At 42.4% G+C, this 24439-nt stretch carries 17 protein-coding genes and 1 riboswitch; of the genes, 15 read left to right on the top strand and 2 right to left on the bottom strand.

Annotated features, from left to right (window positions below):
- Positions 1-303, top strand: a 303-nt coding sequence (locus BLP92_RS17260; protein ID WP_139148973.1) for an IS3 family transposase, incomplete at its 5' end; no start/stop codon positions are given.
- 155 nt (positions 304-458) lie between these two features.
- Here BLP92_RS17260 and thpD read toward each other — a convergent pair.
- Complete coding sequence (thpD, locus tag BLP92_RS17255) at positions 459-1385, bottom strand: ectoine hydroxylase (protein WP_090844518.1); 927 nt, start codon at positions 1383-1385, stop codon at positions 459-461.
- Between the two features lie 454 nt (positions 1386-1839).
- Between thpD and sat the strand changes: the two genes are divergently transcribed.
- The 8 genes from sat (at position 1840) to cysI (ending at position 10946) form a co-directional block, all read left to right on the top strand.
- Positions 1840-3000, top strand: coding sequence for a sulfate adenylyltransferase (gene sat / locus BLP92_RS17250; RefSeq protein ID WP_090844515.1), 1161 nt, complete (start codon positions 1840-1842; stop codon positions 2998-3000).
- Between the two features lie 27 nt (positions 3001-3027).
- A complete protein-coding gene (locus BLP92_RS17245; RefSeq protein ID WP_090844512.1) occupies positions 3028-4290 on the top strand; it encodes an SLC13 family permease in 1263 nt (420 codons plus the stop codon).
- A 41-nt stretch (positions 4291-4331) separates the two neighbouring features.
- Positions 4332-4961: an adenylyl-sulfate kinase gene (gene cysC, locus BLP92_RS17240; RefSeq protein WP_090844509.1), complete on the top strand. Its 630-nt coding sequence runs from the start codon at positions 4332-4334 to the stop codon at positions 4959-4961.
- 1 nt (position 4962) lies between these two features.
- Complete coding sequence (locus BLP92_RS17235; RefSeq protein WP_090844506.1) at positions 4963-5694, top strand: phosphoadenylyl-sulfate reductase; 732 nt, start codon at positions 4963-4965, stop codon at positions 5692-5694.
- A gap of 14 nt (positions 5695-5708) precedes the next feature.
- A complete protein-coding gene (gene cobA, locus BLP92_RS17230; RefSeq protein ID WP_090844521.1) occupies positions 5709-6461 on the top strand; it encodes a uroporphyrinogen-III C-methyltransferase in 753 nt (250 codons plus the stop codon).
- An 11-nt stretch (positions 6462-6472) separates the two neighbouring features.
- Entirely contained in the window at positions 6473-7261 is a 789-nt protein-coding gene (locus BLP92_RS17225; protein WP_090844504.1) for a sirohydrochlorin chelatase, read from the top strand.
- A gap of 30 nt (positions 7262-7291) precedes the next feature.
- Entirely contained in the window at positions 7292-9100 is a 1809-nt protein-coding gene (locus tag BLP92_RS17220; protein WP_090844501.1) for an assimilatory sulfite reductase (NADPH) flavoprotein subunit, read from the top strand.
- A gap of 136 nt (positions 9101-9236) precedes the next feature.
- Complete coding sequence (gene cysI, locus BLP92_RS17215; protein WP_090844498.1) at positions 9237-10946, top strand: assimilatory sulfite reductase (NADPH) hemoprotein subunit; 1710 nt, start codon at positions 9237-9239, stop codon at positions 10944-10946.
- Between the two features lie 429 nt (positions 10947-11375).
- Here the strand turns inward: cysI and BLP92_RS17210 are convergent, their stop codons facing one another.
- Positions 11376-11993 (bottom strand): NAD(P)-binding protein, encoded by a 618-nt coding sequence (locus tag BLP92_RS17210; RefSeq protein WP_090844495.1) that lies wholly within the window; start codon positions 11991-11993, stop codon positions 11376-11378.
- 473 nt (positions 11994-12466) lie between these two features.
- Here BLP92_RS17210 and BLP92_RS17205 point away from each other — a divergent pair, with 473 nt between their 5' ends.
- The 6 genes from BLP92_RS17205 to ppdK all read left to right on the top strand — a co-directional run bounded on the left by BLP92_RS17205 (position 12467) and on the right by ppdK (position 23817).
- Positions 12467-14206, top strand: a complete 1740-nt coding sequence (locus tag BLP92_RS17205) for a hypothetical protein (protein ID WP_090844492.1) — start codon at positions 12467-12469, stop codon at positions 14204-14206.
- A 773-nt stretch (positions 14207-14979) separates the two neighbouring features.
- Positions 14980-18219 (top strand): ATP-binding protein, encoded by a 3240-nt coding sequence (locus tag BLP92_RS17200; RefSeq protein ID WP_090844489.1) that lies wholly within the window; start codon positions 14980-14982, stop codon positions 18217-18219.
- Positions 18212-18901, top strand: a complete 690-nt coding sequence (locus BLP92_RS17195) for a response regulator transcription factor (RefSeq protein WP_090844486.1) — start codon at positions 18212-18214, stop codon at positions 18899-18901. The genes BLP92_RS17200 and BLP92_RS17195 overlap by 8 nt, the downstream gene beginning before the upstream one ends.
- Positions 18902-19029: 128 nt before the next feature.
- Positions 19030-19120, top strand: a riboswitch (cyclic di-GMP riboswitch).
- A 37-nt stretch (positions 19121-19157) separates the two neighbouring features.
- Positions 19158-19307, top strand: coding sequence for an anti-repressor SinI family protein (locus tag BLP92_RS17190; RefSeq protein WP_090844484.1), 150 nt, complete (start codon positions 19158-19160; stop codon positions 19305-19307).
- A gap of 1031 nt (positions 19308-20338) precedes the next feature.
- Complete coding sequence (locus tag BLP92_RS17185) at positions 20339-21163, top strand: pyruvate, water dikinase regulatory protein (RefSeq protein WP_090844481.1); 825 nt, start codon at positions 20339-20341, stop codon at positions 21161-21163.
- On the top strand, positions 21160-23817 hold the full coding sequence (gene ppdK / locus BLP92_RS17180) for a pyruvate, phosphate dikinase (protein ID WP_090844478.1): 2658 nt from the start codon (positions 21160-21162) through the stop codon (positions 23815-23817). The genes BLP92_RS17185 and ppdK overlap by 4 nt, the downstream gene beginning before the upstream one ends.
- Positions 23818-24439: the final 622 nt, after the last annotated feature.

The raw sequence follows: 24439 nt of genomic DNA, 5'->3' as shown, positions 1-24439 counted from the left end.
ACGATCCACTCGGATCAAGGCTGGCACTACCAACACAAAAAGTGGGTAAAAACCTTAAAGAAACATCGAATCTTTCAAAGTATGTCCAGAAAAGCAACCTGCGCAGATAATGCCATGATGGAGAATTTTTTCGGGATTCTCAAACAGGAGATGTATCACGGAGAAGACCTGGTTTCGTATGAAGAACTGAAACGAAAACTGGAGAGCTACATGGAGTACTATAATCATGAACGTGTAAAAGCAAAATTGGACGGATTGAGCCCCATCCAATATCGGAATCAAACCATCCAATCAGCTTCATAAGAAAACTCTAACTTTTAGGGGTCACTACCCAAGCTTCCGCCGGAAAGCGGAGGAGAACCTTATACTTAGCAAATCATAAATACACAAAATTTCTTACTTTATAAACACTCTGAAAAGCTCCCGGCATTTATTTGCCGGGAGCTCTTTAATGTCCATTATTTCACTGTGGATTTCAGCTCGGACGTTGCTTTGATCGGCTGAATATTTTCTCTGTTGGCAAGGAATTCAGGGCGTGGATCCTTACCGCTGAATGGCTGCTCCAGCTGGTTTTTGATGGAGTTATACACAAAGAACACGTTACTGCGCGGGTAAGGAGAAATATTACCTGCAGAACCATGCATTGTGTTGCAGTCAAACAAGAGTACAGAACCTGCCGGGCCAGTTGCTCTGTCAATTCTGCCATCTGCTTTATCTACGAGCCATCTCATGCTCTCCTCATCAGGAACACCGACTTCCTGCTTCTGCAGGGAAGATTCAAAGTTATTGTCAGGTGTTTCACCAGCAGTGGATACATAATACTTGTGAGAACCTGGCACAAGCATCAGCGGACCATTATATTCGTAGTTATCTGTAAGCACGATAGAGCAGCTTAGAGCACGCATTCTAGGCATTCCATCTTCTACGTGCCAAGTTTCAAAATCAGAGTGCCAGTAGAACTCTTTTCCTTTAAATCCTGGTTTGAAGTTAATGCGGGACTGGTTAATATAAACTTCACTGCCCAGGATCTGTTCCATAATGGAGACAAGACGTTCGTTTGTAGAAAGACGTTCAAAGAAGTCGCCGTCCTTATGGATTTCAAAAATAGAGCGGACTTCGTTACTGCTCGGCTCTTTGATTACATCCGGTCCTTCACGATCCTTGTTAGCTTCCATCGTCTTTTCCAATTCTTCTTTCAGGATCTCAAGAATTTCATTTTCGAAAAATCTTTCCAGCAGCAGGTAACCGTTCTCTTCATAAAAGTCCAGCTGTTCTTTTGTGAGTGGACCTTTACTTTCAGCATCTTCGCTGTGAATCACGGGGTCCTGGCGCTCCAGCATCTTTACTTCATTACTGACACGGGAAGGATAAAGATCTTTTACCATACTAACATTCCTCCTGACAAATTTTTACGAAGGCAGCCTTTATTAATCATCTAAAGTCTGATGATAATAAGATTGAAAACATTATTGATTATGTGTTTAATTTACAATTAAAGGCTCCTTCGTCCACTTGTCTGTACCCCGTACTTATTAAAATAAACAATATTAGGATAATTTAGGCACAAAGTACGAGGGGTGTCCTCTATCAACATGTCACAGTGCTTTTTCAATCATTGCACAGCAGGAAAATAAGTTGAAAATGTGAATTTTTTCAGATTTACGATTGCATTCTTAATAAAAATGATATAATCTTAGGAACAATAGAATTTACTCACTTTATAATTACAAAATCAGCATAAATTTGCTGCTTCTTTTTTTATTTTAATTCATAGTAAAAAGGGATGAATTATAAGTATAGGGATATTTTAACGAGAATTTAATTACTGGAGGGATTTACATGGCGATTACCCCGCATGGTGGAAAGCTGGTTCAACTTGAAAAAACAGGAGCAGATAGAGAAGCCGCTTTAAAGGAAGCTGCAGAATTACCTTATTTAACGATCTCTGCCTGGACAGTTTCTGATTTGGAACTGATCGGCATCGGTGGATTTAGTCCGCTGGAAGGTTTTATGAAACAGGAAGACTATGAGGCTGTCATTGCAGCTTCAAGGCTGGCTGACGGCACAGTCTGGAGTGTGCCGATTACACTTTCTGCCACAAAAGAAGAAATTCAGCATACTGCGTTAGGTTCCAAAGTGTCTCTTAAAGGAGAAGACGGAGTAATTTATGGAACACTGCAGGTAGAAGAAATTTATACGTATGATAAAGAAAAAGAAGCGGAAAGAATCTATGGCACGAAAGAAGAAGCACATCCTGGAGTGGCGAAATTATATGCCAGAGGGGAATTTTACCTTGGCGGAAAAATTGAGCTCCTCAACAGGCCGGATCACAGTGAGTTTGATGCTTATCATCTGGATCCGAAAGAAACACGGGCGCTTTTTGAAGAGCTTGGCTGGAAAACAATCGTTGGGTTTCAAACAAGAAATCCCGTCCACCGTGCCCATGAATATATTCAAAAATGTGCATTGGAAGCGGTAGACGGCCTCCTGTTAAATCCATTAGTCGGCGAGACAAAATCAGATGATGTATCTGCAGCAATCCGCATGGAAAGCTATGAAGTAATACTGGATAAATATTATCCGAAAGACCGTACAAGACTGGTAATTTATCCTGCTGCGATGCGATATGCCGGACCGAAAGAAGCGATCCTTCATGCAATTGTCAGAAAAAATTACGGGTGTACCCACTTCATCGTCGGCCGGGATCATGCTGGTGTCGGCGATTATTACGGAACTTACGAAGCACAGGATTTTATTACACAGTTTGAAGCAGAACTCGGAATTCAAATTTTCAAGTTCGAGCATGCATTCTTCTGTGAAGCCTGCGAAAATATGGCTTCTGCAAAAACGTGTCCGCATGATAAACAATATCATGTTCATCTCAGCGGAACGAAGGTGCGGGAAATGCTGCGCAATGGAGAAAAACCGCCAAAGCAATTTTCGCGGCCGGAAGTGGCAGATGTCCTTATTAAAGGTCTTAAGCAGACAACAACAACATAAACAGATCGTAACAGGAGGGTGGGCGCCATGACGATCGAAATAGGAATCGTTCTTACAATAGTCCTCCTTATGCTGCTCTGTTTAATCAAAGAGATAGCAAGGCCGGATATTATTTTGAGCGTCACACTTCTGATTCTATTATTTTTAGGGGTAGTGGAACCGGCAGGAGCGCTTAACGGTTTTATGAATGAAGGAATGTGGACCGTGGGGCTGCTTTTTATCGTCGCAGGTGCTGTACAGCAAAATCAGCTGCTCCATTCCATGGTATTAAAAGGGCTGGGTACGGGAAAGGGTCCAAGAAGATCCGTCATGCAGATGATGTTTCCCATTGCCAGCTTGTCAGCGTTTTTAAATAATACCCCGATTGTAGTGATATTCGCGCCGATTATAAGAAGGTGGTGCGAGCGGAAAGGTATCGCTCCCTCCAAATTTCTTATGCCGCTTTCGTTTGCTGCAATCTTTGGAGGTACGTTAACTTTAATCGGAACTTCCACGAATTTAATCGTGCACGGATTTATGCTGGACCGGGGCCTCGAAGGTTTTTCTATGTTTCAGCTTGCAATTGTGGGTCTTCCTGCATGTCTGATCGGAATCATATATATGTCGACTTTTGGCTACAAACTTCTTCCAAACAGACAGGCGGAGCTGTCTTATGCAGCGCCGGCGAACGAGCCAAAAGCTGCAAACACAGCGAAAAAAGCAGGGTTTGAATCATATTTTTCTATCATTGTTCTTGTTTCCATGGTCTTAATGGCAGCATTTGAAGTGCTCTCGATGTTTGAAGCGGCACTTGCTGCCTCTGCGGTGTTAATCCTGACGCGTGTTGTGACACTTACAAAAATGGTTCGATCTGTGCAGTTTGAAGTACTTCTCTTAATTGCAGCAGCCATTGGAATTGGTACGGCGATGGAGCAGTCGGGCACAGCATCATATCTGGCGGAGCATCTCGTGAGCTTGTCCAGTGGATGGGGAGTAGTAGGAGCGCTTATCGTTATCTTTCTACTCACATCTATTTTTACTGAAGTGATTACCAATAATGCCGCTGCAGTTCTGATGTTTCCTGTAGCTTTTGCCACTGCACAGCAGCTTGGGGCAGACCCGACCGGATTTTTTGTAGCTATCGCAATCGCGGCTTCCGCAAGCTTTGCCACGCCGATCGGCTATCAGACAAACTTAATTATTTACCGTCCCGGCGGATACCGGTTTACAGATTATATAAAAGTAGGCATGCCGCTGAATGTTTTATATTTAGTTGTCACTGTAGGAATTGTATCTTTCGTTTGGCTCTAAAATACAGCCGCGGAAGCAGCAGAAATTAAAGGAGGAGAAAGATGAGTTCTTCATCAAATATCGTCTGGCACGAATCACATGTAACAAAGGAAGCCCGCCAGAAATTAAATCAGCATAAAAGTGCAGTACTGTGGTTTACTGGTTTATCCGGTTCAGGAAAGTCCACGCTCTCAGTGGCAGTGGAAAAGGAATTGTTTGAAAAAGGGCTGCGCACGTACCGTCTGGATGGAGATAACGTCCGGCACGGCCTGAATAATAACCTGGGATTTTCAGCGGAGGACCGTACGGAAAACATCCGCCGCATCGGTGAAGTAAGCAAGCTGATGGTAGATGCAGGGCTTGTTACCCTAACTGCCTTTATTTCTCCTTATCAGGCGGACAGACAGCAGGTAAGAGAAATACTTGCGCCGGATGAATTTATTGAAGTTTATGTAAAATGCAGTTTAGAAACGTGTGAAAAACGCGATCCAAAAGGATTATATGCAAAAGCACGCGCTGGAGAGATTAAAGGATTTACCGGTATTGATGATCCTTATGAAGAACCTGAAAATCCAGAGTTGACTGTTGACACCACGAGTGCCGGATTGGAAGAATCCGTAAAGCAAATACTGCAGTACCTGGAGAAGAGCGGTTATATTCCGCAGGAAGGTGCAGCAGAAGGAGGCAATTAATATGGCAGCTGAAAAAGTGACATATGAGAATTTTTCAGGAGACCCTTTTTCAGATTGGACTCCCGATGATAAAAATAAAGGTGCCGATACAATTTTACAATGGGCTTACGATGCCTACGGATCAGACCTGGTCTATGCCTGCAGCTTTGGTGCAGAGGGAATTGTATTAATTGATATGATTGCCAAAATAAAAGAAGACGCGCATATCGTCTTCCTTGATACAGGAGTTCATTTCAAAGAAACGTATGAGCTTATTGAAAAAGTGAAAAAGCGGTACCCATCTTTAAAGATTGAAATGAAGCAGCCGGAATTAACAATCGCAGCACAGGCTTCCCAATACGGAGAAGAACTGTGGAAGACAGATCCGAATCAATGCTGCTATATCAGAAAAATACTTCCTTTGGAAGAAGCTTTAACGGGAGTGCCCGCCTGGATATCCGGGCTGCGCAGAGAGCAGTCGGAAAGCCGGAAAAACACAAATTTTGTGAATAAAGATGAGCGTTTTCACTCTGTCAAAGTCTGCCCGTTAATCTACTGGACCTGGGATGATGTATGGAATTATATCCAGGAACATCATCTGGACTATAACGAGCTTCATGATCGGGGATACCCAAGTATTGGCTGTGCGCCGTGTACTACTGCAGTAGAAACTGGAGACAGCAGAGGTGGACGCTGGCAGGGAACGATGAAAACAGAATGTGGACTTCATCTTCCTGGTTCAGCAAAGAAGTAAAAGGAGTTGAAGACATGCAGCCGGTGAAAATTGTGGGAGCTGGTCCCGGAGATATTGACCTGATTACAGTAAGAGGCCTGAAAGCAGTACAGCATGCTGATGTTATTCTTTATGACCGCCTGATCAACCAGGAATTATTAACAGAGGCCAAAACAGGAGCTGAATTGATTTACTGCGGAAAACAGCCTGGCAATCATGTGATGCAGCAGGAAGAAATAAACAACTTGCTTTGCAGCCTGGCCAGAGCCGGGAAAGCTGTCACCCGGTTAAAAGGAGGAGATCCTTTTGTGTTCGGCAGAGGCGGAGAAGAAGCACAGGCACTTTCCAGCCGGTCTATCCCCTTTGAAATCGTGCCTGGTATAACTTCGGGAGTTGCTGCGCCGGCTTATGCAGGAATTCCTGTTACACACCGCGACTACAGCTCTTCTGTTACTTTTATTACCGGCGTCCGGGATTTAAAGGATGAAGCGTACTGGCATCATTTAACACAGTCTGCCGAAACCCTCTGCATTTATATGGGGGTGGCAAAACTATCCCGTATCTGCGAAACTTTAATAAGGCATGGAAAAGATCAACATACACCTGCGGCTTTAATTCAGTGGGGAACAACCAGCCATCAGAAAACGATTACCGGCACCCTGAAAGATATTTCTGAAGGGGCGGCATGTATTGAGCAGCCGGCAATGATTGTGATAGGGGAAGTTGTAAAGCTGAGGCAGGAGCTGCAATGGTTTGAGCACATGCCGGTAAAAGCTGTAGTCGGATAGGAGGAAATGCTATGCAGGCCGTTCTTTATGTCAGTCATGGCAGCAGAGTGGAAAAAACAAAAGTAGAAGCAATGGAGTTTATGGAATCAGTGCAGAAGCGTGTCGACGTACCGCTGCAGGAAACTGCTTTTCTTGAACTCGCTGCTCCTGATATTGCAGAAGGATTTACAAAACTTGCAGAACAGGGTGCTACTAAAATTGCAGTCGTACCGGTCCTGCTGATGAGCGCAGGTCATTATTATGAGGATATTCCGGAAGAGCTTGCTAAGGTAAAAAAGAACTATCCGGATATTAAAGTTACCTATGGAAGGCCTCTTGGGGTGCAGGAGCGGCTCGTAGAAGTGCTGATTGACCGGATACACGAAACCGGAAGGGACGTACCCAGAGATGCGCACCTGCTGCTGGTTGGACGGGGAAGCCGTTCTCCGGAAACAAAACAGGCGACAAAGCTGATCGCAAAACGGCTGAAGAAAAAGCTTGGAGTAAAAAGTGTTGATACCTGCTATCTTGCTGCCAGCAAGCCAAGCTTTGATGAAGGTCTGGAAGCAGTGAAACAAAAAAAACATTCCATAACTTTTGTAATTCCATATCTTTGGTTTACCGGTCTTTTAATGCAGGAGATGGAAAAGAAAGTGCAAAATTTAAGAGAACAGGGCTTAACAATAGAGCTCTGCGGCTATTTAGGCTCCCATCCCTCCGTTGTTGCTGCATTAGCAGATCGGGCTGTGCAGGCAGTGCAGTCAGATCATGGAGTTTCCGAATCTTATGGTGTAGAAGAAAGTAAAGCATGGTGGATTTAACTGTGCAAATAATTGTAAGAGGTGAAGAAGGTGCATTTGCAGACAAGTAACAGTCCTTTCAACGAAAAACAGACTGAATTATTAAATCAGCTATTACCTACGATGACAGAAGGGCAGAAGCAGTGGCTGAGTGGCTTTGTTGCTGCGAGTGCTGCTTCGACCGCTCCTGCTGTATTATCAGAAAGTGCAGAAACGCCGGAAGCTTCTGCTTCCCCGGCAGAAACACGTGCCATCACGATACTCGTAGGCTCACAGACAGGCAATGGCCAGGCGCTTGGGGAGGAATTTGCAGAAAAGCTTGCCCCTGCTTTTAAGGTGAAGCTCAGCAACATGGATTCCTACAAGCCAAAGCAGATAAAAGAGGAAGAAGATCTTCTGATTATTACAAGCACACACGGAGATGGAGAGCCACCGGATAACGCGATTCCGTTCTATGATTTTCTTCAGTCCAAGCGTGCGCCGAAGCTTACCGGCGTCCGATTTTCTGTGCTTTCTTTAGGAGACAGCTCTTATGAATTTTTCTGCCAGACAGGCAAAGATTTTGATAAGCGCCTGGAAGAATTGGGAGCAGAACGTTTCTACCCAAGAGTAGACTGCGATTTAGATTATGAAGACGATGCAGAATCCTGGTTTGAAGGAGTCCGTTCCAATTTGGAAGCTTCTCTCACAGCCCCTGCGGAAACTCCGAGGGAAACTGCTCCTTCTGCTGATAAAGCAACGCCGAAACACTCAAAAAAGAATCCATTCCATGCAGAAATTCTGGAGAATATTAACTTGAACGGAAGAGGATCGAATAAAGAAACAAGACATTTAGAACTGGACCTTGAAGGTTCCAACCTTACTTATGAGCCAGGCGACAGCCTTGGCATTATTCCACAAAATGATCCTGTTCTCGTAGAAAATCTTCTTCAGGAAATGAACTGGGATCCCGAAGAGCCGGTGGAAACAGGAAAAGAGGGCACTGCTCTCCCTGTAAGAGAAGCATTAACTTCCACTTACGATATTACTACGCTCACAAAGCCGCTCCTTGATAAGCTGGCACCTTTTTCTGAAAAGCTGCAGGAACTGATAAAAGATGAAACAGAGAGAAAAGCGTACTTGGAAGGACGGGATCTGCTGGATCTTTTAAAGGATTTTGCACCTTGGTCCGCCGGAGCAGGAGAAATTATCGGACAGCTGCGTCCAATTCCTCCGCGGCTCTACTCTATCGCCAGCAGCTTAAAAGCAAACGAGGATGAAGTACATCTTACGGTGGGAGCACTGCGCTATGATGCCCATGGGCGTGCCAGAAGCGGCGTCTGCAGTGTACAATGTGCAGAGCGGTCTGAAGCGGGAGATACGCTGCCAGTCTTTGTGCAGTCCAATCAGAACTTCAAACTGCCGGAAGACAGTAAAACACCGATTATTATGATTGGTGCCGGTACCGGCATCGCTCCCTACCGTTCTTTTATGGAAGAGCGGGAAGAAAGCGAGCAGGCAGGCAACTCCTGGCTTTTCTTCGGAGACCAGCATTTTGTCACTGATTTCCTTTATCAGACGGAATGGCAGGCATGGATGGAAAAAGGAATTCTGACAAATATGGAAGTAGCCTTTTCCCGGGATCAGGAAGAAAAGGTTTATGTGCAGCACAGACTGCTGGAGCAGGGAGAAGAATTGTTTCAGTGGCTCGAAGATGGTGCACACGTATATGTATGTGGAGATGAAAAACGAATGGCCAAAGATGTTCATCAAGCACTGGTAAGGGTAGTAAGTGAACAGAAAAACGTTTCGGAAGAAGAAGCAGATGCATATTTATCTGAAATGCGTCAGGCAAAGCGTTACCAGCGGGACGTTTATTAAAATATACTGCAGGTCTGCTGGCGCAGCTGAATTATTATTCGGGCTGCGCCACAGCGCGGAACTTCCTTCCCGATGATGCAAATACAATGTATTTTTACCGGTTGCAATGAATCGGCGATTAGAAAGGAGAGTCATCATGACAAAATACTCGAAATATGATGCTGGGCCTCCCAGTGAAACAGAATTAATAAAAGAACAAAGCAGCAATCTGCGTGGAGAACTGGTCAAGCACTTTGAAGACAGACTTACAGCAGGCATCCCGGAGGAACAAACAAAGCTGCTGAAGTTCCACGGCAGCTATATGCAGGATGACCGTGACCTCCGCTTGGAAAGAAAAAAACAAAAACTGGAGCCAGCGTATCAATTTATGGTCCGTGTCCGTCTCCCCGGAGGTGTTGCGACACCGGAACAATGGCTGAAAATGGATGAACTCTCACAAAAGTACGGAAATAATACGATGAAGCTCACGACCCGCCAGACCTTTCAGCTGCATGGTATTTTAAAGTGGAATATGAAAAAGAGCATGCAGGAAATGAACGCTTCTCTAATGGATACCATTGCCGCCTGCGGAGACGTAAACAGAAATGTTATGTGCAATGTAAACCCGTACCAGTCAGCGGTGCACGAAAAAGTGTACCAGGTTTCCAAAAAAATCAGTGAGCATCTGCTTCCAAAAACCAGAGCCTATCATGAAATCTGGCTTGATGAAGAAAAAGTAGTAGATACGAAAGAAGAAACTGAGCCGATGTACGGTAAGGTGTATCTGCCTCGAAAATTCAAGATTGGCGTGGCTGTTCCGCCGTCAAATGATGTTGATATATATACACAGGATATTGGTTTTATCGCCATTGTAAAAAATGGCCGGCTTCTCGGATTTAACGTGACAGTCGGCGGTGGAATGGGGATGACCCACGGCGATGATAAAACTTACCCTCAGATTGCCAAGGTACTCGGCTTCTGCCCTACGCAGAAAGTAGAAGAGGTAGCTGAGAAAATTCTGACGATTCAGCGGGATTACGGCGACCGCTCTGAGCGGAAATATGCCCGTTTTAAATATACGGTGGACCGGATGGGACTTGACTGGATCAGGCAGGAATTAAATGACCGGCTCGGCTGGGATATGAAGCCGGCAAGGGAATTTTCCTTTGACAACAATGGAGACAGCTACGGCTGGGTGGAAAATAAAGGTATGTGGCATCTTACGTTATTTATACAAAATGGAAGAGTTGCTGATCATGCGAATTATCCGCTGCAGTCAGGACTTCGGGAGATTGCGAAAATCCATAAAGGTGATTTCAGGCTGACTCCGAACCAGAACTTGATTGTGGCAAATGTGAGTGAGGCGGAAAAGGAAAACATCGAGCGGCTGGTGGTACAGTATGGGCTGACTGATGGAAAAGAAAACTCAGCACTGCGCAGGAATTCCATGGCGTGTGTTGCTTTTCCAACATGCGGACTTGCGATGGCAGAATCTGAACGGTACCTTCCAACGCTGATTGATAAACTTGATGATGTACTGGATAATGCAGGACTGCGGGAGCAGGAAATAATTATCCGCATGACAGGGTGCCCAAATGGGTGTGCAAGACCAGGTCTTGGAGAAATTGCTTTTATCGGAAAAGCTCCGGGAAAATACAATCTTTATCTTGGTGCAAGCTTTAACGGAGACCGTTTAAATAAGCTTTACCGGGAAAATATCGGAGAAGCGGAAATCCTGGAAATTCTTGAACCGATGCTTCGTCATTACGCAAAAGACAAGCTCCCGGGAGAGCATTTTGGTGATTTTGTTATCCGTGCTGAGTATATTAAAGAAGTAACTTCCGGCTTGAACTTTCATACCGTATAATTAAAAAGCAGCCGCTGATTCTCTGAGAATCAGCGGCTGCTTTTTTGTTGTCGAGGAATAAGAAAGACTTGCGTAATAGCATAAGGCAAGAAGCACCGCATAAAATCTGAGCGTTTTTTTGCGTCGGCGCGCTGCAGATGCGTGAGGTAAAAAATGAATTCCAGTGCTGGAAAAATGAATAAATGGAAATTCGTCACTTTAAAAATGAGAAAAGTATTCCAGTGTAGGAGTAAATGGTTTACGCGGGAGTTAAGTCTGTACAAAATCAGTAATTTACCATAACGCAAGAGTAAAGCGGCCCCAATGAGAGTAAATCAGCAAATTTTTCCAGAAGCAGAAGTAGTGTAAAGCAGGCAAAACTTTTTTTATACTTACACCTTTTGTTCCGGGGAAGTCCGCAAACTGAGCAGTTTTTATTATGTTTTTTCCTTATTGCTGCGCTTGGTTTTTTAACATTTGGAGTACTTTCTGCTGTGCTTCTTTAGCATGATACTCCTCTGAAAGCCATTCTTCGAGCAAAGCCTGCATTTTTCCGGCAGAAAAATTTGTTTTTTTCAGCCACTGCCTCGCTTCATAGAGAAAATCTACATACTCACCGTAATCATGATCAAAATTTTTCTCCAGCGACGCTGTAATTTGTTTTGTGAGTTTCGGACTTGCTCCGTTCGTATGAACTGCAATATTTAATTTTCCCCGCTGTACAGTCCCGGGTACCGCTGCGTTTCCCCAAGCTGCGTTCATGGCATCATTTATAAAAGTGGTACTGGAGACATTCTCATACACTGCATCATGAACCTGTTTATTGCCGGCCGCTAAAATAATCAGGGAAGCGTCTGCCAGTTTTTCTCCTTCATATTCTTTCTTCTTCCATGTTAATTGTTGATGAGAGTGCATGGTTTGAATTTCATCTTCCGCCTCAGGACTGATCACGATAAGAGAAGCATTGCTTTTCTGCAGATGTTGAATTCGCCGCAGTGCAACTGTACCTCCTCCAATAATATATACTTTTTTACCTTTAAGATTTACAAATAAGGGCAGCATGCTCATTTCATCTTGCTCCTTTTATCGGTTTAATTATGCGGACTGCGCTGAGGAGTTGTGCCGCAAAATAATTAGATATTAAAAATCTTCGGTTGTGAATTGGTTATGAAGTTCATTTTATCATGGTTCTATAGAAAATTTTAAAAGGAAACTGTGCCGCTTTCTGTTTTTTTTTAACATCCCTGTCATGATAAAAAGATTTTTTGTAAATAACAAAAGATTCTTTGTACTTTTTCACTTTTAAAAGATTGTTTGCTCAATGGATGATGGGAAGATGTCCCGCAGAATTAAAGAAACAGCAGGTAGTTCTCTATCTACTTATGCCGGAAGTAGGAGGTTCGACATCATTCTCTTTTTTCTTCCATACGCCATATTTGGAATATGTATCCTTTTATTCATACAAAAACAGGAAATTCACCTTTGAATTTTTATGTAATAATTATACATGGAAATAATTGAATAGAAGGGTGGCAGGCCAAGTGGACAGCAAAAGAAAATTAGGTGTAGGAGCAACGTTAGGGTTACTTTTAATTATCGGAGGAGCAGTGCTTTATTCATTCTTAACTTCTCCTGAAATAAAGTTAGCACGGGCAATGGAAAGCTTAACAAAAGAAAATCAAGTGGAAGTGACAAGTACTTATAACATGTCTTTGGATATGGATATTGATTCAGAAGAGCTGGGTCTTTATGGAGAGGAAGAAACATATTTTCATATAATGCAGGATATTTTGAAAAACATGTCAGGGACCAGTGGGTTGATATGGGACAGTGAAAATAAAATAATAGAAGTAAGCTCTTCTTTTGGAATTGAAGGGGAGGTTTATGGAGAAGATGTATCTTTGCTCGTTCCTTTTGCACTTTATTTTGATGAAGGTGAAAATAATATGGCTGTAGATTTGGATCCCTATGCAGCATTCGGATCGGATCTGATAAATACAGTCTCTCATCAAATTCTTCCTAATATTCCTGAGCTGCAGGAAGAACTGCAGGAATTAACACAGGGAGAAGAAGTGGGCGAATTCTTTTCCAGAGAATTAAACGAAAGGTTTCTTCCTGTGTTGGAAGAAGGATTTTCTGGAAAACAGTACAGAGATTCTCTCGATCTGGAGGAAAGTATCTTTGCTGAAGATGCAGATGACCGCTATCTCGGCTCATTTATTGTAGAAAAAATGCTCGATTATATGAGAGAACATGGAGAAGATGAACTCGTCACAGAGGAAGATAACTGGATTCATGTAAAAACAGATGAAAAAATTCTTATTGATTCATTACTTTATGCATTGGAAGAAGTAAAAGAGGATGAAGAGGCAAGAGAGGCATTTGAAAAATCCTCGGAGCAGCCGATTGAAGAATCTATGGAAGATGTGGAAGATGCAAGGGAAGAATTTGAGGAAGTAGATCTATTTGTGGATGCAGCATTTTTAATATCAGGAAATAAAATTCAGGAAAGCCTGATGGATATTACTGTGTCTTTTGAAGAAGAAGGACAAACATTACAAATGAGTGGAGAAGTACACAGTGAGTATGAATATGGTACCGAAGTTTCTTATGTATTCTATGGAAAGGATAGAGAAGATATTACAGAGGAGCAGCTGAATGATATCGGATACCAGATCGACTGGGAAATGGAAGAGTTTATGATGGAATATGACCCTTATATGTATGAATATGAAGATGCAGATATGGATTTTGAATTTTATGAAGAGAATCTGGAAGAAGAACCGCCTGCTATTCAGTCCTCAGAAGAGGAAATAGAAGCAGATCTGGCAGTTTTCTTTGACACCTTATATGCATATTCGGAATACGACAGTTTATTTTATCTCGGAAACATTATTGACTCAGTGGAGCATCAAATTACCATCTCTACGCATATAGAAAGCTATAGAAATCAGGCGGATCCAGTAATGTACGATTTAATGGGCATTGAACTGAACACAGCAGAAGTTAATTTTATCAGAGAGTACTACATTGACGGGATGTTTGAACACAGCCTGGCAATTGATATGCTGGATTTTTATACAGATTATATCGAAGAGGGTACACACGAACAGTATATGGTAGATGATTTCTATGAAGGAGTTGACGCAGGTTTGTACTATTTGTTTACTGCGCAGCAGCAGCTTCTTGATATCGCAAAAGAAACAGATGTTTTAGAGGAAGAAGATCTGCAGGAGCTCGAAGAAGAGATCGATGCATATTTCAGTGGAGAAACCTTTTAAGAGAGTAACGCAGGTATTTTAAGTGATTAAATATAGAAATATTACGGCTTTGCGCTGTGAAGTATTACTTCTGGGAATATTAATATTCCCAGAAGTTTTTTTGTGGGTAAATGTCATCCAAAAAACAATGAAGTACTTCCAATTATAGTGACTCTTTTTGAATTGCGATAAATCGTGAAGCCAAAAGAATTTCAAAATGACAGTATTACCTGCTGAATTAATAAATCAGTCATTTATCCCCCTACTTTTTTATATTATTACTTTAAAGTTCTGATTGGGAAAAGCAGTTTGTGGCGTCAGGAGTAGAAAATTATAAAAATAAATACTCATAATTTTTCGAGGCTAAGTTAAATAGAGATTTAAAAATGCTAGTATATAGAGATTTATCAAAGGAAGGCCGGTGAACCACTTTGGAAAAACATAAATTAATACACAAATTGAATGTAATTAACCTATTTTTCTGAAAAGTTGCTATAATGGTAAGAAACAATAAAAATGTGACTAATACATTGGTAATTGGTAAAAAAATAAGTTAAAAGTACTATTTTAAATTTAGGAGTACGTTCTTCTCAAAATCAAACTGCTGTCACTGATGATTATTGGCTTAAAAGGCTGCACTGCTGCATGAACTTCATAGGGAATATTGCTGCACCTGCTCCTTAATTTTACCTTTGTACGGATATTCCAGCATTAAGCGCCCTTCTTTCTAATACCGCGATACTATATTAATATCTGCAGGCAAGTTTTCACGTCAGAGATATCGGAGGGACTTTATGAAAAAAATGGTAGTGATGTTAATATTATTATTGTTTTTTGTCCCTTCTGTGCATGCAGAAATACTGCATGAACTGGACGAGGAAGAAGGCATTGCCAATATTCATATGCATATGGAAGTACTGGAAGATGAGACCGGGGAGCTCCAGCTGGAAGAAGTACAGGAGCTGGAATTTGAAGAAGTAACCGGCGCAGCCCCGAGTTACGGGTATACTGAATCAGTATATTGGGCCAAATTCATGGTAGATGCTTCCACTGCAGAGGACATGTGGTACTTAAAATTAGATAATCCTACGATGGACAATGTTGTGATTTATGAGGTTGGTCCGGATAATGATGTGGAAACGAGAGAAGCAGGAGACTTATTCCCCTACAATCAACGGGAACTGAATAACAGAGTTTTCGTTTTTAGATATGACTTTTCAGAAAGAGAAGGCATTTATACTTATTATATGAGACACGAGACAGAAGGAGCGATGCAGCTGCCTATTACCTTCAGTAATCAGACTGTATACAGCGAGAATACACAGTCCGATTATTTGATTCTAGGCTTGCTTGCAGGACTTGCTGGCGTAATGGCTGTATACAATTTCTTTATCTATTTAAGCCTTAAAAATTCAAGCTATTTATACTATGTAATGTTCATAGTCGTGAATCTTTTTACGTTTCTGTCTTTTACCGGACTTGCCTATCAGTTTATCTGGCCGGAGGCAGTCTGGTGGAATAACCGGGCAATTATTTTTTTCCTGACGCTTTCCAATATAATGGCGCTTCTTTTTGCCCGTAACTTTCTCGAGCTTCGAAAGTTAATTCCCAAAGCACTCCGCTATTTTCAGATTGCTATCGCAGCAAATATAATTATTTTGCTTATATGGATTTTTTCCTACAGTATTGCGCTGGAAATATCCATTGTCGCAAGTATACTTACCGTGTTTGTAGTGTTGACCACAGCTGTCATTCGATTCCGTCAAGGTTATCATCCTGCCATTTACTTTATATTTGCCTGGCAGTTTTTCGTCGTTGGGGTGATTATTTCTATTTCCACCGACCTGGGAGTGGTTCCATATTCTTTCTTTACGAAATACGCCTGGCAGATATTTACCTCTGTAGAACTGATTCTGTTTTCTTTTGCTTTAACAAACAAGATCAATATTATCCGCCAGGAAAAAGATAGAGCACGGCAGGAAATGCTGGAAACACTCCAGCGCACTGATGAACTAAAAAATGAATTTCTTGCAATGACTTCACACGAATTACGGACTCCGCTGAATGGAATGATCGGCATTGCAGAATCCTTAAAAGAAGGAGCTGCAGGAAAACAAACGAAATTGACCAGGTATAATTTAGATCTTATTGTAAAAAGCGGAGAACGTCTGGCACTTTTAATCGGAGATATTACAGATTTTTCACGACTGGAAAATAAAGATTTCCATCTTCGCATCAGTAAAGTGGATATTGTTGAAACGCTGAATGTGGTAGTGCAGATGATCCGTGTGATGAACAACAAGCCAACTCTTGAAATTATTAATAAAGTGAAAAAGCTGCCTTTAATTTATGCAGACGAACACCGGATACAGCAGATTCTTTACAATTTATTGATTAATGCTGTCAGGTACACAAAAGAAGGCAGCATAATTATTGAAGGAAAAGCCGACGCCGAAAAAGTAACGTTATTTATGAAAGATACAGGAATAGGCATTTCAGAAAACGAACTGCAGCTTATTTTCGATCCGTTTCAGCGGGGAACAAACGCTGATCATTCGTATAAAGAGGGAATGGGAATAGGGCTGCATTTATCAAAACGCCTGATTGAACTGCAGGGAGGAGAAATTACGCTGCAATCTCAACTGGGAGAAGGATCCACCTTTTCTTTTTCTTTCCCGGTTGCTGAAGAGGCACATCAAAAAAACATGCAGCTGGAAAAGGAACATATGAATGCAGCTCCTGTACCGGAGGCTCCCGTAAGCAGGGAGATGCTTCAGGGAAGAATTTTAATTGCGGATGATGAAGAAGTGAATGTGCGCGTGCTTACTAATTATCTGCGTCTTGCAGGATACGAAGTGACGGCAGTATCAAATGGAAGCGAAGTGCTGGAGAAAGTAAGCAGTGGAAACTATGACCTGATCATTATGGATGTGATGATGCCTAAGATTTCCGGATATAACGCCTGCAGAGAACTGCGGAAAACATATTCTTATACAGAGCTTCCTATACTTATGCTGACAGCCCGAGGACTAATTGAAGACAGGCTGGCAGCTTATGAGACAGGCGCGAATGACTATTTAGTCAAGCCTGTGGACAGAAGAGAGCTGCTTATACGGGTGGAAACACATATTAAACTTTCCCGGGCCGTCTTCGAATTGGAAGAAAGGAGAATAGAACTTGAGGGCTTAAATGAAATTCTCGAAAGGAAAGTAGAAATCAGAACGAGCGAGCTGGAAACAAAAAACAGCGAACTCGAATATAAAAATGAGCAGCTGACGGAAATGGAAGCTTCCCGTATTGAAATGCTTTCCAATATTTCACACGAGCTTGGCACTCCTGTTACTTTCCTGCAGAATTATATTCAGACGGTAAAGGAAGGTTTCATTGATGCCAACGATGAAAAGTATTTAAAAATTGTACAGCAGAAAATTCATCTGCTCGACAGACTTATTTTTGATTTGTTTGATCTGGTGAAGCTGGAGTCCGGCAGCATGAATATGATGCTGCAGGAAATTGAAATCCATGCTTTTCTTGAAGAAATGTATCATTATTTTTCCTGGGAACTGAAAGAGGCGGGCATTCATTTTCCGCCGCCTGTTTTAAAAGGAATAACGAATGAAGATGATTACTTTGTATGCATCGATAAAGAAAGACTGCTTCAGGTGTTTAGTAATTTAATCGGGAATGCGCGTAAATTCGTGAAAGAAGATCCTTTTATTCAAATCGAAGCAGCGCTCTTGCCTGCAGATGCTGAAGGTGATACGAAATTAAGAATCAGTATTTATGATAATGGAGAAGGGATTAAAGCGGAAGAACTCCAGTCTATTTTCAAAAGGTTCTATAAAGTGACTGATTACAAACAGAAAAAAGCAATACAGGGAACAGGTCTGGGCCTTGCGATTACGAAAGAAATAGTTGAGCACCATCAGGGGACGATATGGGCAGAAAGTATACCAGGAAACGGCACTGTGCTTTCTTTCACGCTTCCAGCTGTAAAAAAATCTGAGGAAAAGGGGATGGAGTATTATGGATAAAGCAAAAATATTAATAGTCGAAGATGATGATGACATACGATTAATAACCTCTCTGTACCTTGAAAAAAAGGGATTTGCTGTACATGCAGTGGAAAATGGGGCGGAAGCAGTGGAATTTGTGACAAAAGAAGAACCGGAGCTGGTGCTGCTTGATATTCTTCTTCCAGGCATGAAAGGATATGAGGTCTGTAAAAAAATGAGAGAAATAACAGAAAAACCGATAATTTTCACAAGCTGCAAGCGTACATCTGAAGATAAAATTGAAGGACTGAATGCAGGAGGAGATGATTATTTAACTAAGCCCTACGACCTGGCGGAACTTGAAGCGAGAATAAATGCAAATCTACGCCGCAGCAGGTTTGGATTTTCCCGGAATGAAAAAATTCTGCGGGTAAACGATCTTCTTGTAGACACAGAAAAGTACCAGGTATATAAAAATGAGCAGGAAGTTAAGCTTTATGCAAAGGAATATCAGTTGCTTTTGTTTTTAATGAAACATAAGGAGCAGGTGTTCAGTGCGGAACAGATATACAATCAAATTTGGGGGCTCGATATGTATGGAGATTTAAAAACTGTTTCCGTACACATTCGTAATCTGCGTAAAAAAATTGAAGACAAACCGAAAGAACCTCGTTATATAAAAACAGTGAGAGGATTCGGTTATAAATTTTCCGGAAAATAATTTGAATATTTTTATTTTTTAACCTTATTTTAACTTTTCCTAAGTATAGTAGGTATTAATCAATCAGACGCAGCGGGTTTTGGGAAGGGCAATGAATAGGAAAGGAGGAAGTGCAAACATATAAGTCTGCAGGTAAAAGGCAAAGCTGTTGAAAAACAGTGACGCAAAGCTACGGATCTAAGGGGATGGGGATCACTCTAAGACAGCCGGGCTACCTATGTAGAAAAAATACTTAACATAGGGTGGGGTATAGGATATGGCGAACTTAATTAAAGCAGAAGGTTGGGCTTCATTGATGAAGGAAGCCAGAGAAATCGGGCTTTCCCCTGAGGACGTAAAATCATTTCTGCAGATGAAGCAAACAAATGAAAGTGTAATGATGGAGGGTAAGAAAAAATGCATATAAAGCTTTTTAAATAACTGTCTTCAGTCAACAAGCTGAAGACAGTTATTTATTTTTAGCTCTGTTAATGTTCAGTGTTGATAATAAAAGAAGGAAGACAGCTTTTTATAAATTACTCTTTCTTTTTTTAAGAATGTAGAAGGCAAGGCGGTTTAGACGCCTGCGGAAAAAGAAAGCGTGAAGATCGAAGGTTCGTCTCGCACTGCAGACGAACTCGTAAAGCAGGTGGGAAGCCAGCCGGGCTCTTGAATCCAAGAAAGACGGTTTAGTCTTGCTTGGATTGGCTGCGCGGAACCCTGCTTATTTCGAAGGGATAGCTGAAGGTTTTCTCCGCGGCAAGCGAAGAAAAAAGAGCCTTAGGCGTACCTTTCTTTTATCAACACTAACCTTTAACAGAGACACTCATGCAAAATTTTTGCACCATGAAGTATGAAAATTAATACTGCTGTGTAACGAAGGAGAGGACGCACGAGCGCCGTTGGAGAATCCAAGTGTCCTTCTGGAAGGTCACGAAGCACGAGCGGAATCGATCCTGGTTCTTCAAGACAGCATGGCGGTCTCTGCCCTGCTGTCTGTGGATCGATGGAAGCCGTGCCCTGAGAGAGAAATTAGTCGAGAACAAGCCCTTGGGTAAGCCTCTCCGAAAGTGAAGCAGCAGTATTACTTCTTATTAGCGGAACTTTTATTTTCAAGGTAGCCTATTTTTTAGAAACACAGCAGCTTCCTGCTGCATTTCACAGTTTATTTGAGAATAAGATATTTTTAAATGCATTACATTAAAAAACGCAAGCTTGTAGAGGGTATAAACAAGGCCGGAGAAAAGAAGACGTATGGAAGATCTTATAAAAAAAGGATAGTCAGCGGAGATCCAGGTCAAGAGTAAATATTATGTCAGCACTCAATTTTTCAAATGGCACTGAACTACAAAACTCTTCTAAAAATTATAAAAAAAATTCAATTTAATATGTTTAAATTTATTTCCAATATGATATACTTATTTTTATTAGTATGTCACATTAAAAGGGAGGGCTTAAATGAACCATCACCAGCAAAAAATATACATTGTATCTGATTCTATTGGAGAAACAGCGGATCGAATGGTACACGCGGCTTTAACGCAATTTAATCTGGCACAGGTGGATACGGTGAAATTTTCTCATATTAATACAGTTGATAAGCTGAGGCGCATTATGGAAACAGCTGCAACAACAACCTCTGTGGTAGCTTACACCTTTGCACTTGAGGAAATGAACCAGGAAATTAAAGCCCTCGCGCAAGCTTCCGGCATTAAAACGGTAGATCTCCTGCACCCGCTGGTGGAAACTATTTCGGAAACCTTTGGTGCAGCACCTAAAAATGAGCCGGGTATGATGAGAAAGCTTGATGAAGAATATTTCCGCAGAATTGAAGCAGTCGAATTTGCGGTGAAGTATGATGATGCACAGGATCCTTCAGGATTAAAAAAAGCAGACCTTGTACTGGTAGGTGTTTCCCGAACTTCGAAAACCCCTTTATCCATGTATCTTGCGCATAAACAGCTGAAAGTCGCAAATGTCCCGCTGGTGCCGGAAGTTCCTATACCGGAAGAGCTGTATCAAATCCGCAGGGACCGGTGTATCGGGCTAATAATTTCTCCTGAAAAATTAAACGATATCCGCAGAGTGCGGCTCAAGTCAATGGGCTTGAACGAAAAAGCAGAGTACGCAAGTATGCAGCGGATTTTAGAAGAAATGGAATATGCGGAAAAAATTATGAAAAGAATCGGCTGTCCGGTCATTGATGTCTCCAATAAAGCAGTGGAAGAAACTGCAAGCTATATTCTGGATGTTTTAAAAGTAGAGAGGAGTGCAGTAAAGTGAACAAATTCATTTACATGTTTGAAGAAGGTAACCGCGAAATGCGGCATATTGTCGGAGGGAAAGGGGCGAACCTTGCAGAGATGACCAAGATTGGGCTGCCGGTGCCGCCTGGATTTACAGTTTCGACGGACGCCTGTAAAAATTACTATGAAGAAGGCAGAACGCTTTCCTTGCATGTGAAAGAAGAACTGTTCACATCTCTTCAGCAACTGGAGCAGAAAACCGGCAAAAAGCTCGGATCTGTTCAGAATCCGCTGTTTGTATCCGTCCGGTCCGGTGCAGTATTTTCCATGCCGGGAATGATGGATACCGTACTGAATCTGGGAATGAATGATGAAACAGTAATCGGGATGGGAGATCTTACCGGAAATCCAAGGTTCGCCTACGACTCCTACCGCCGTTTTATTCAAATGTTCGCGGATGTAGTACTCGGAGTGGACGGCTACTTTTTTGAAAGGGAGCTGGAACGCTACCGGGAAGATAAAGGATATAAGACAGATCCTGAAATGCAGACAGAAGACTGGAAGATTATGATAGATATTTTTAAAGGGCTGGTAGAAGAGCATGCCGGGAAAGAGTTTCCGACAGATCCGCACGAGCAGCTCCTTTTATCCATAGAAGCAGTATTTGATTCCTGGAATAATGAGAGAGCGAATATTTACCGCCGGCTTCACCACATTCCACATGATCTGGGGACAGCCGTAAATATTCAGAGCATGGTATTTGGGAATATGGGAGAAGATTCAGGCACCGGAGTAGCTTTTACAAGAAATCCGTCTACCGGCGAGGCAAAATTATATGGAGAATACTTAATTAATGCTCAGGGGGAAGACGTTGTAGCTGGTATCCGCACTCCGCAGCCAATCTCTACTATGCAGCAGGCGATGCCCGAAGTATTCGCGCAGTTTTCAGAAACCTGTAAGCGGCTGGAAGAGCACTATGGGGATATGCAGGATATTGAGTTCACAGTGGAAAGAGGCCAGCTGTATTTATTACAGACGCGGAACGGAAAACGGACAGCACCGGCGTCCATTAAAATTGCAGTAGATATGGTCGAAGAAAATGTCCTTACAAAAGAAGAAGCACTGCTCCGTGTTGATCCGGATCAGCTGCATCAGCTGCTGCACCGGCGTATCGATGAAGGATTTAAAAGAGAAGTACTCGTACAGGGACTTCCTGCATCACCAGGAGCTGCGACAGGAAAAATTGTCTTTGATGCAGACGATGCAGACAGGCTGGTGAAAGAAGGAGAAAAAGTTATCCTCATCCGTCCTGAAACTACCCCGGATGATATACACGGGATTATTGCAGCAGAAGCTGTGGTTACCAGCAGAGGCGGCATGACGAGTCACGCCGCTGTAGTAGCGAGGGGAATGGGGAAAGCCTGTATCTGCGGATGTGAAGGCATGAAAATAGATATGCAGAAAAAAACGATTACCATGGGAGAAACAACGCTTTCCTACCTGGATACAATTACTATCGATGGAACAACAGGAGAAGTGCTTGCAGGAGAAGTTCCGATGGTAGAGCCTGAATTGTCCAATGAGTTTCAGCTGCTCCTTACCTGGGCAGATGCGCACCGCCGCATGAAGGTCCGTGCGAACGCAGATAATCCTGAAGATGCGGGGAAAGCGCGTGGGTTCGGCGCGGAAGGTATTGGTCTCTGCCGTACAGAGCATATGTTTATGGATGCAGCAAGAGTGCCGATTGTAAGAGAAATGATTCTTGCAGAGACAATGAATGAGAGAAAAGAAGCATTAAGAAAACTTCTTCCTATGCAGCAGGAAGACTTTACGGGAATATTCAAGGAAATGGGCGATCTGCCGGTAACAATCCGCCTGCTGGATCCACCGCTCCATGAATTTCTCCCGGATAAAGAAGAACTGCTGATTGAAGTCACTAAATTAGAAATGCATGATCCATACGGAGAAAAAACAAAAGAAAAACAGCAATTGCTGCGAAAAGTGCGTGAACTGGATGAATTTAATCCAATGCTGGGCCACCGCGGCTGCCGCCTTGGCATGACGCATCCGGAAATTTACGAAATGCAGGCAAAAGCTATTTTCTACGCGGCTTCCAGCCTGAAATTAAGCGGGCAGTCTGTATCTCCGGAAATCATGATTCCGCTCGTAGGCCATGTGAATGAACTGAAAGCAATGCGCCGGGTGGTGGTGGATGCAGCTGCCGCAGCAGCTGAAGAAACAGGGGTAAATATTGAATACACGGTGGGGACGATGATCGAAGTGCCCCGTGCCGCGCTGACTGCTGATAAAATTGCAGCGGAAGCAGATTTCTTCTCTTTTGGAACAAATGATTTAACACAGACTACATTTGGATACAGCAGGGATGATGCGGAAGGAAAATTCCTGCAGCGCTATGTCGATGATGACATTTTGGAAGCAAATCCTTTCGTAAAGCTTGATCAGGAAGGTGTCGGCAGGCTGGTGCATATGGGAGTTAGTTTGGGCAGAGAAGCAAAGCCCGGTTTGAAAGCTGGTATTTGCGGGGAGCATGGAGGAGAACCTTCTTCCATTGCGTTTTGTGAAAATGAATCCCTCGATTATGTAAGCTGTTCACCTTTCCGTGTGCCGGTAGCCCGGCTCGCGGCAGCGCAGGCAGCTATCAAAAAAGCACAGACACCTTTATCAGTTTAAAAAAAGCTTCAGTCGGGAACCACTCGACTGAAGCTTTTTTATTGTTTAGGAAATGACAAGTTACTACTTTTGTGGGTAACTTGCTAATTGGTAAAATGAGGAGGCAGGACGAATGAAGAGGAGAGGGCAGCTGAGGTGCTTATTTGTTAATAGCAGATTCGAAATTACTAATGACAGATAACCAGGGAAATGGTGTTCTTAAAATCAGATTCCTTCTTTTTAGTAACAGATACACACACTAATAACAGAATGCCTGCTGCTAAAAGCAGATAATACGTCATCGTATATAGATAACTGCGGCTGATGACAGAATAAGAGGCCTCTATCTTCATCACCAGTCTATCGAATGAAAAAGTAAACAAAGAACTTTTATTCTGGAATGGCTGCCTTGAAAATAAAAGTTTTGCTAAAAAGAATTAATTCTGCGCTTGGCCTGAGACGGTGCGCTCAGGAAATGGCTGTCTCAACAGCAATGCCGGCGAACACATAATAACTCTCTACTGTAAACTCAACTTGTGAAAAGTCAGTTAGAAACTTCCATTTTTTTCTTTCATAAAAAATTCACACAATTAGAATCTGAGAGTAGTACCTGGTGATAAAATGTTGTAACATAGAGATTATA

Source organism: Alkalicoccus daliensis (assembly GCF_900103955.1).
GTDB lineage: Bacteria > Bacillota > Bacilli > Bacillales > Salisediminibacteriaceae > Alkalicoccus > Alkalicoccus daliensis.
Note: the sequence above shows the minus strand (reverse complement) of the source record. Positions and strands in the feature narration are given on the sequence as shown.

What these genes read in the sequence shown, in the direction of transcription:
- BLP92_RS17195 (WP_090844486.1), top strand. Translation starts at nt 18,212, where the DNA reads ATGGATAAAGCAAAAATATTAATAGTCGAAGATGATGATGACATACGA.
- cysI (WP_090844498.1), top strand. Translation starts at nt 9,237, where the DNA reads ATGACAAAATACTCGAAATATGATGCTGGGCCTCCCAGTGAAACAGAA.
- BLP92_RS17235 (WP_090844506.1), top strand. Translation starts at nt 4,963, where the DNA reads ATGGCAGCTGAAAAAGTGACATATGAGAATTTTTCAGGAGACCCTTTT.
- BLP92_RS17225 (WP_090844504.1), top strand. Translation starts at nt 6,473, where the DNA reads ATGCAGGCCGTTCTTTATGTCAGTCATGGCAGCAGAGTGGAAAAAACA.
- thpD (WP_090844518.1), bottom strand. Translation starts at nt 1,385, where the DNA reads ATGGTAAAAGATCTTTATCCTTCCCGTGTCAGTAATGAAGTAAAGATG.
- BLP92_RS17190 (WP_090844484.1), top strand. Translation starts at nt 19,158, where the DNA reads ATGGCGAACTTAATTAAAGCAGAAGGTTGGGCTTCATTGATGAAGGAA.
- BLP92_RS17210 (WP_090844495.1), bottom strand. Translation starts at nt 11,993, where the DNA reads ATGAGCATGCTGCCCTTATTTGTAAATCTTAAAGGTAAAAAAGTATAT.
- BLP92_RS17245 (WP_090844512.1), top strand. Translation starts at nt 3,028, where the DNA reads ATGACGATCGAAATAGGAATCGTTCTTACAATAGTCCTCCTTATGCTG.
- BLP92_RS17200 (WP_090844489.1), top strand. Translation starts at nt 14,980, where the DNA reads ATGAAAAAAATGGTAGTGATGTTAATATTATTATTGTTTTTTGTCCCT.
- BLP92_RS17185 (WP_090844481.1), top strand. Translation starts at nt 20,339, where the DNA reads ATGAACCATCACCAGCAAAAAATATACATTGTATCTGATTCTATTGGA.
- cysC (WP_090844509.1), top strand. Translation starts at nt 4,332, where the DNA reads ATGAGTTCTTCATCAAATATCGTCTGGCACGAATCACATGTAACAAAG.
- cobA (WP_090844521.1), top strand. Translation starts at nt 5,709, where the DNA reads ATGCAGCCGGTGAAAATTGTGGGAGCTGGTCCCGGAGATATTGACCTG.
- sat (WP_090844515.1), top strand. Translation starts at nt 1,840, where the DNA reads ATGGCGATTACCCCGCATGGTGGAAAGCTGGTTCAACTTGAAAAAACA.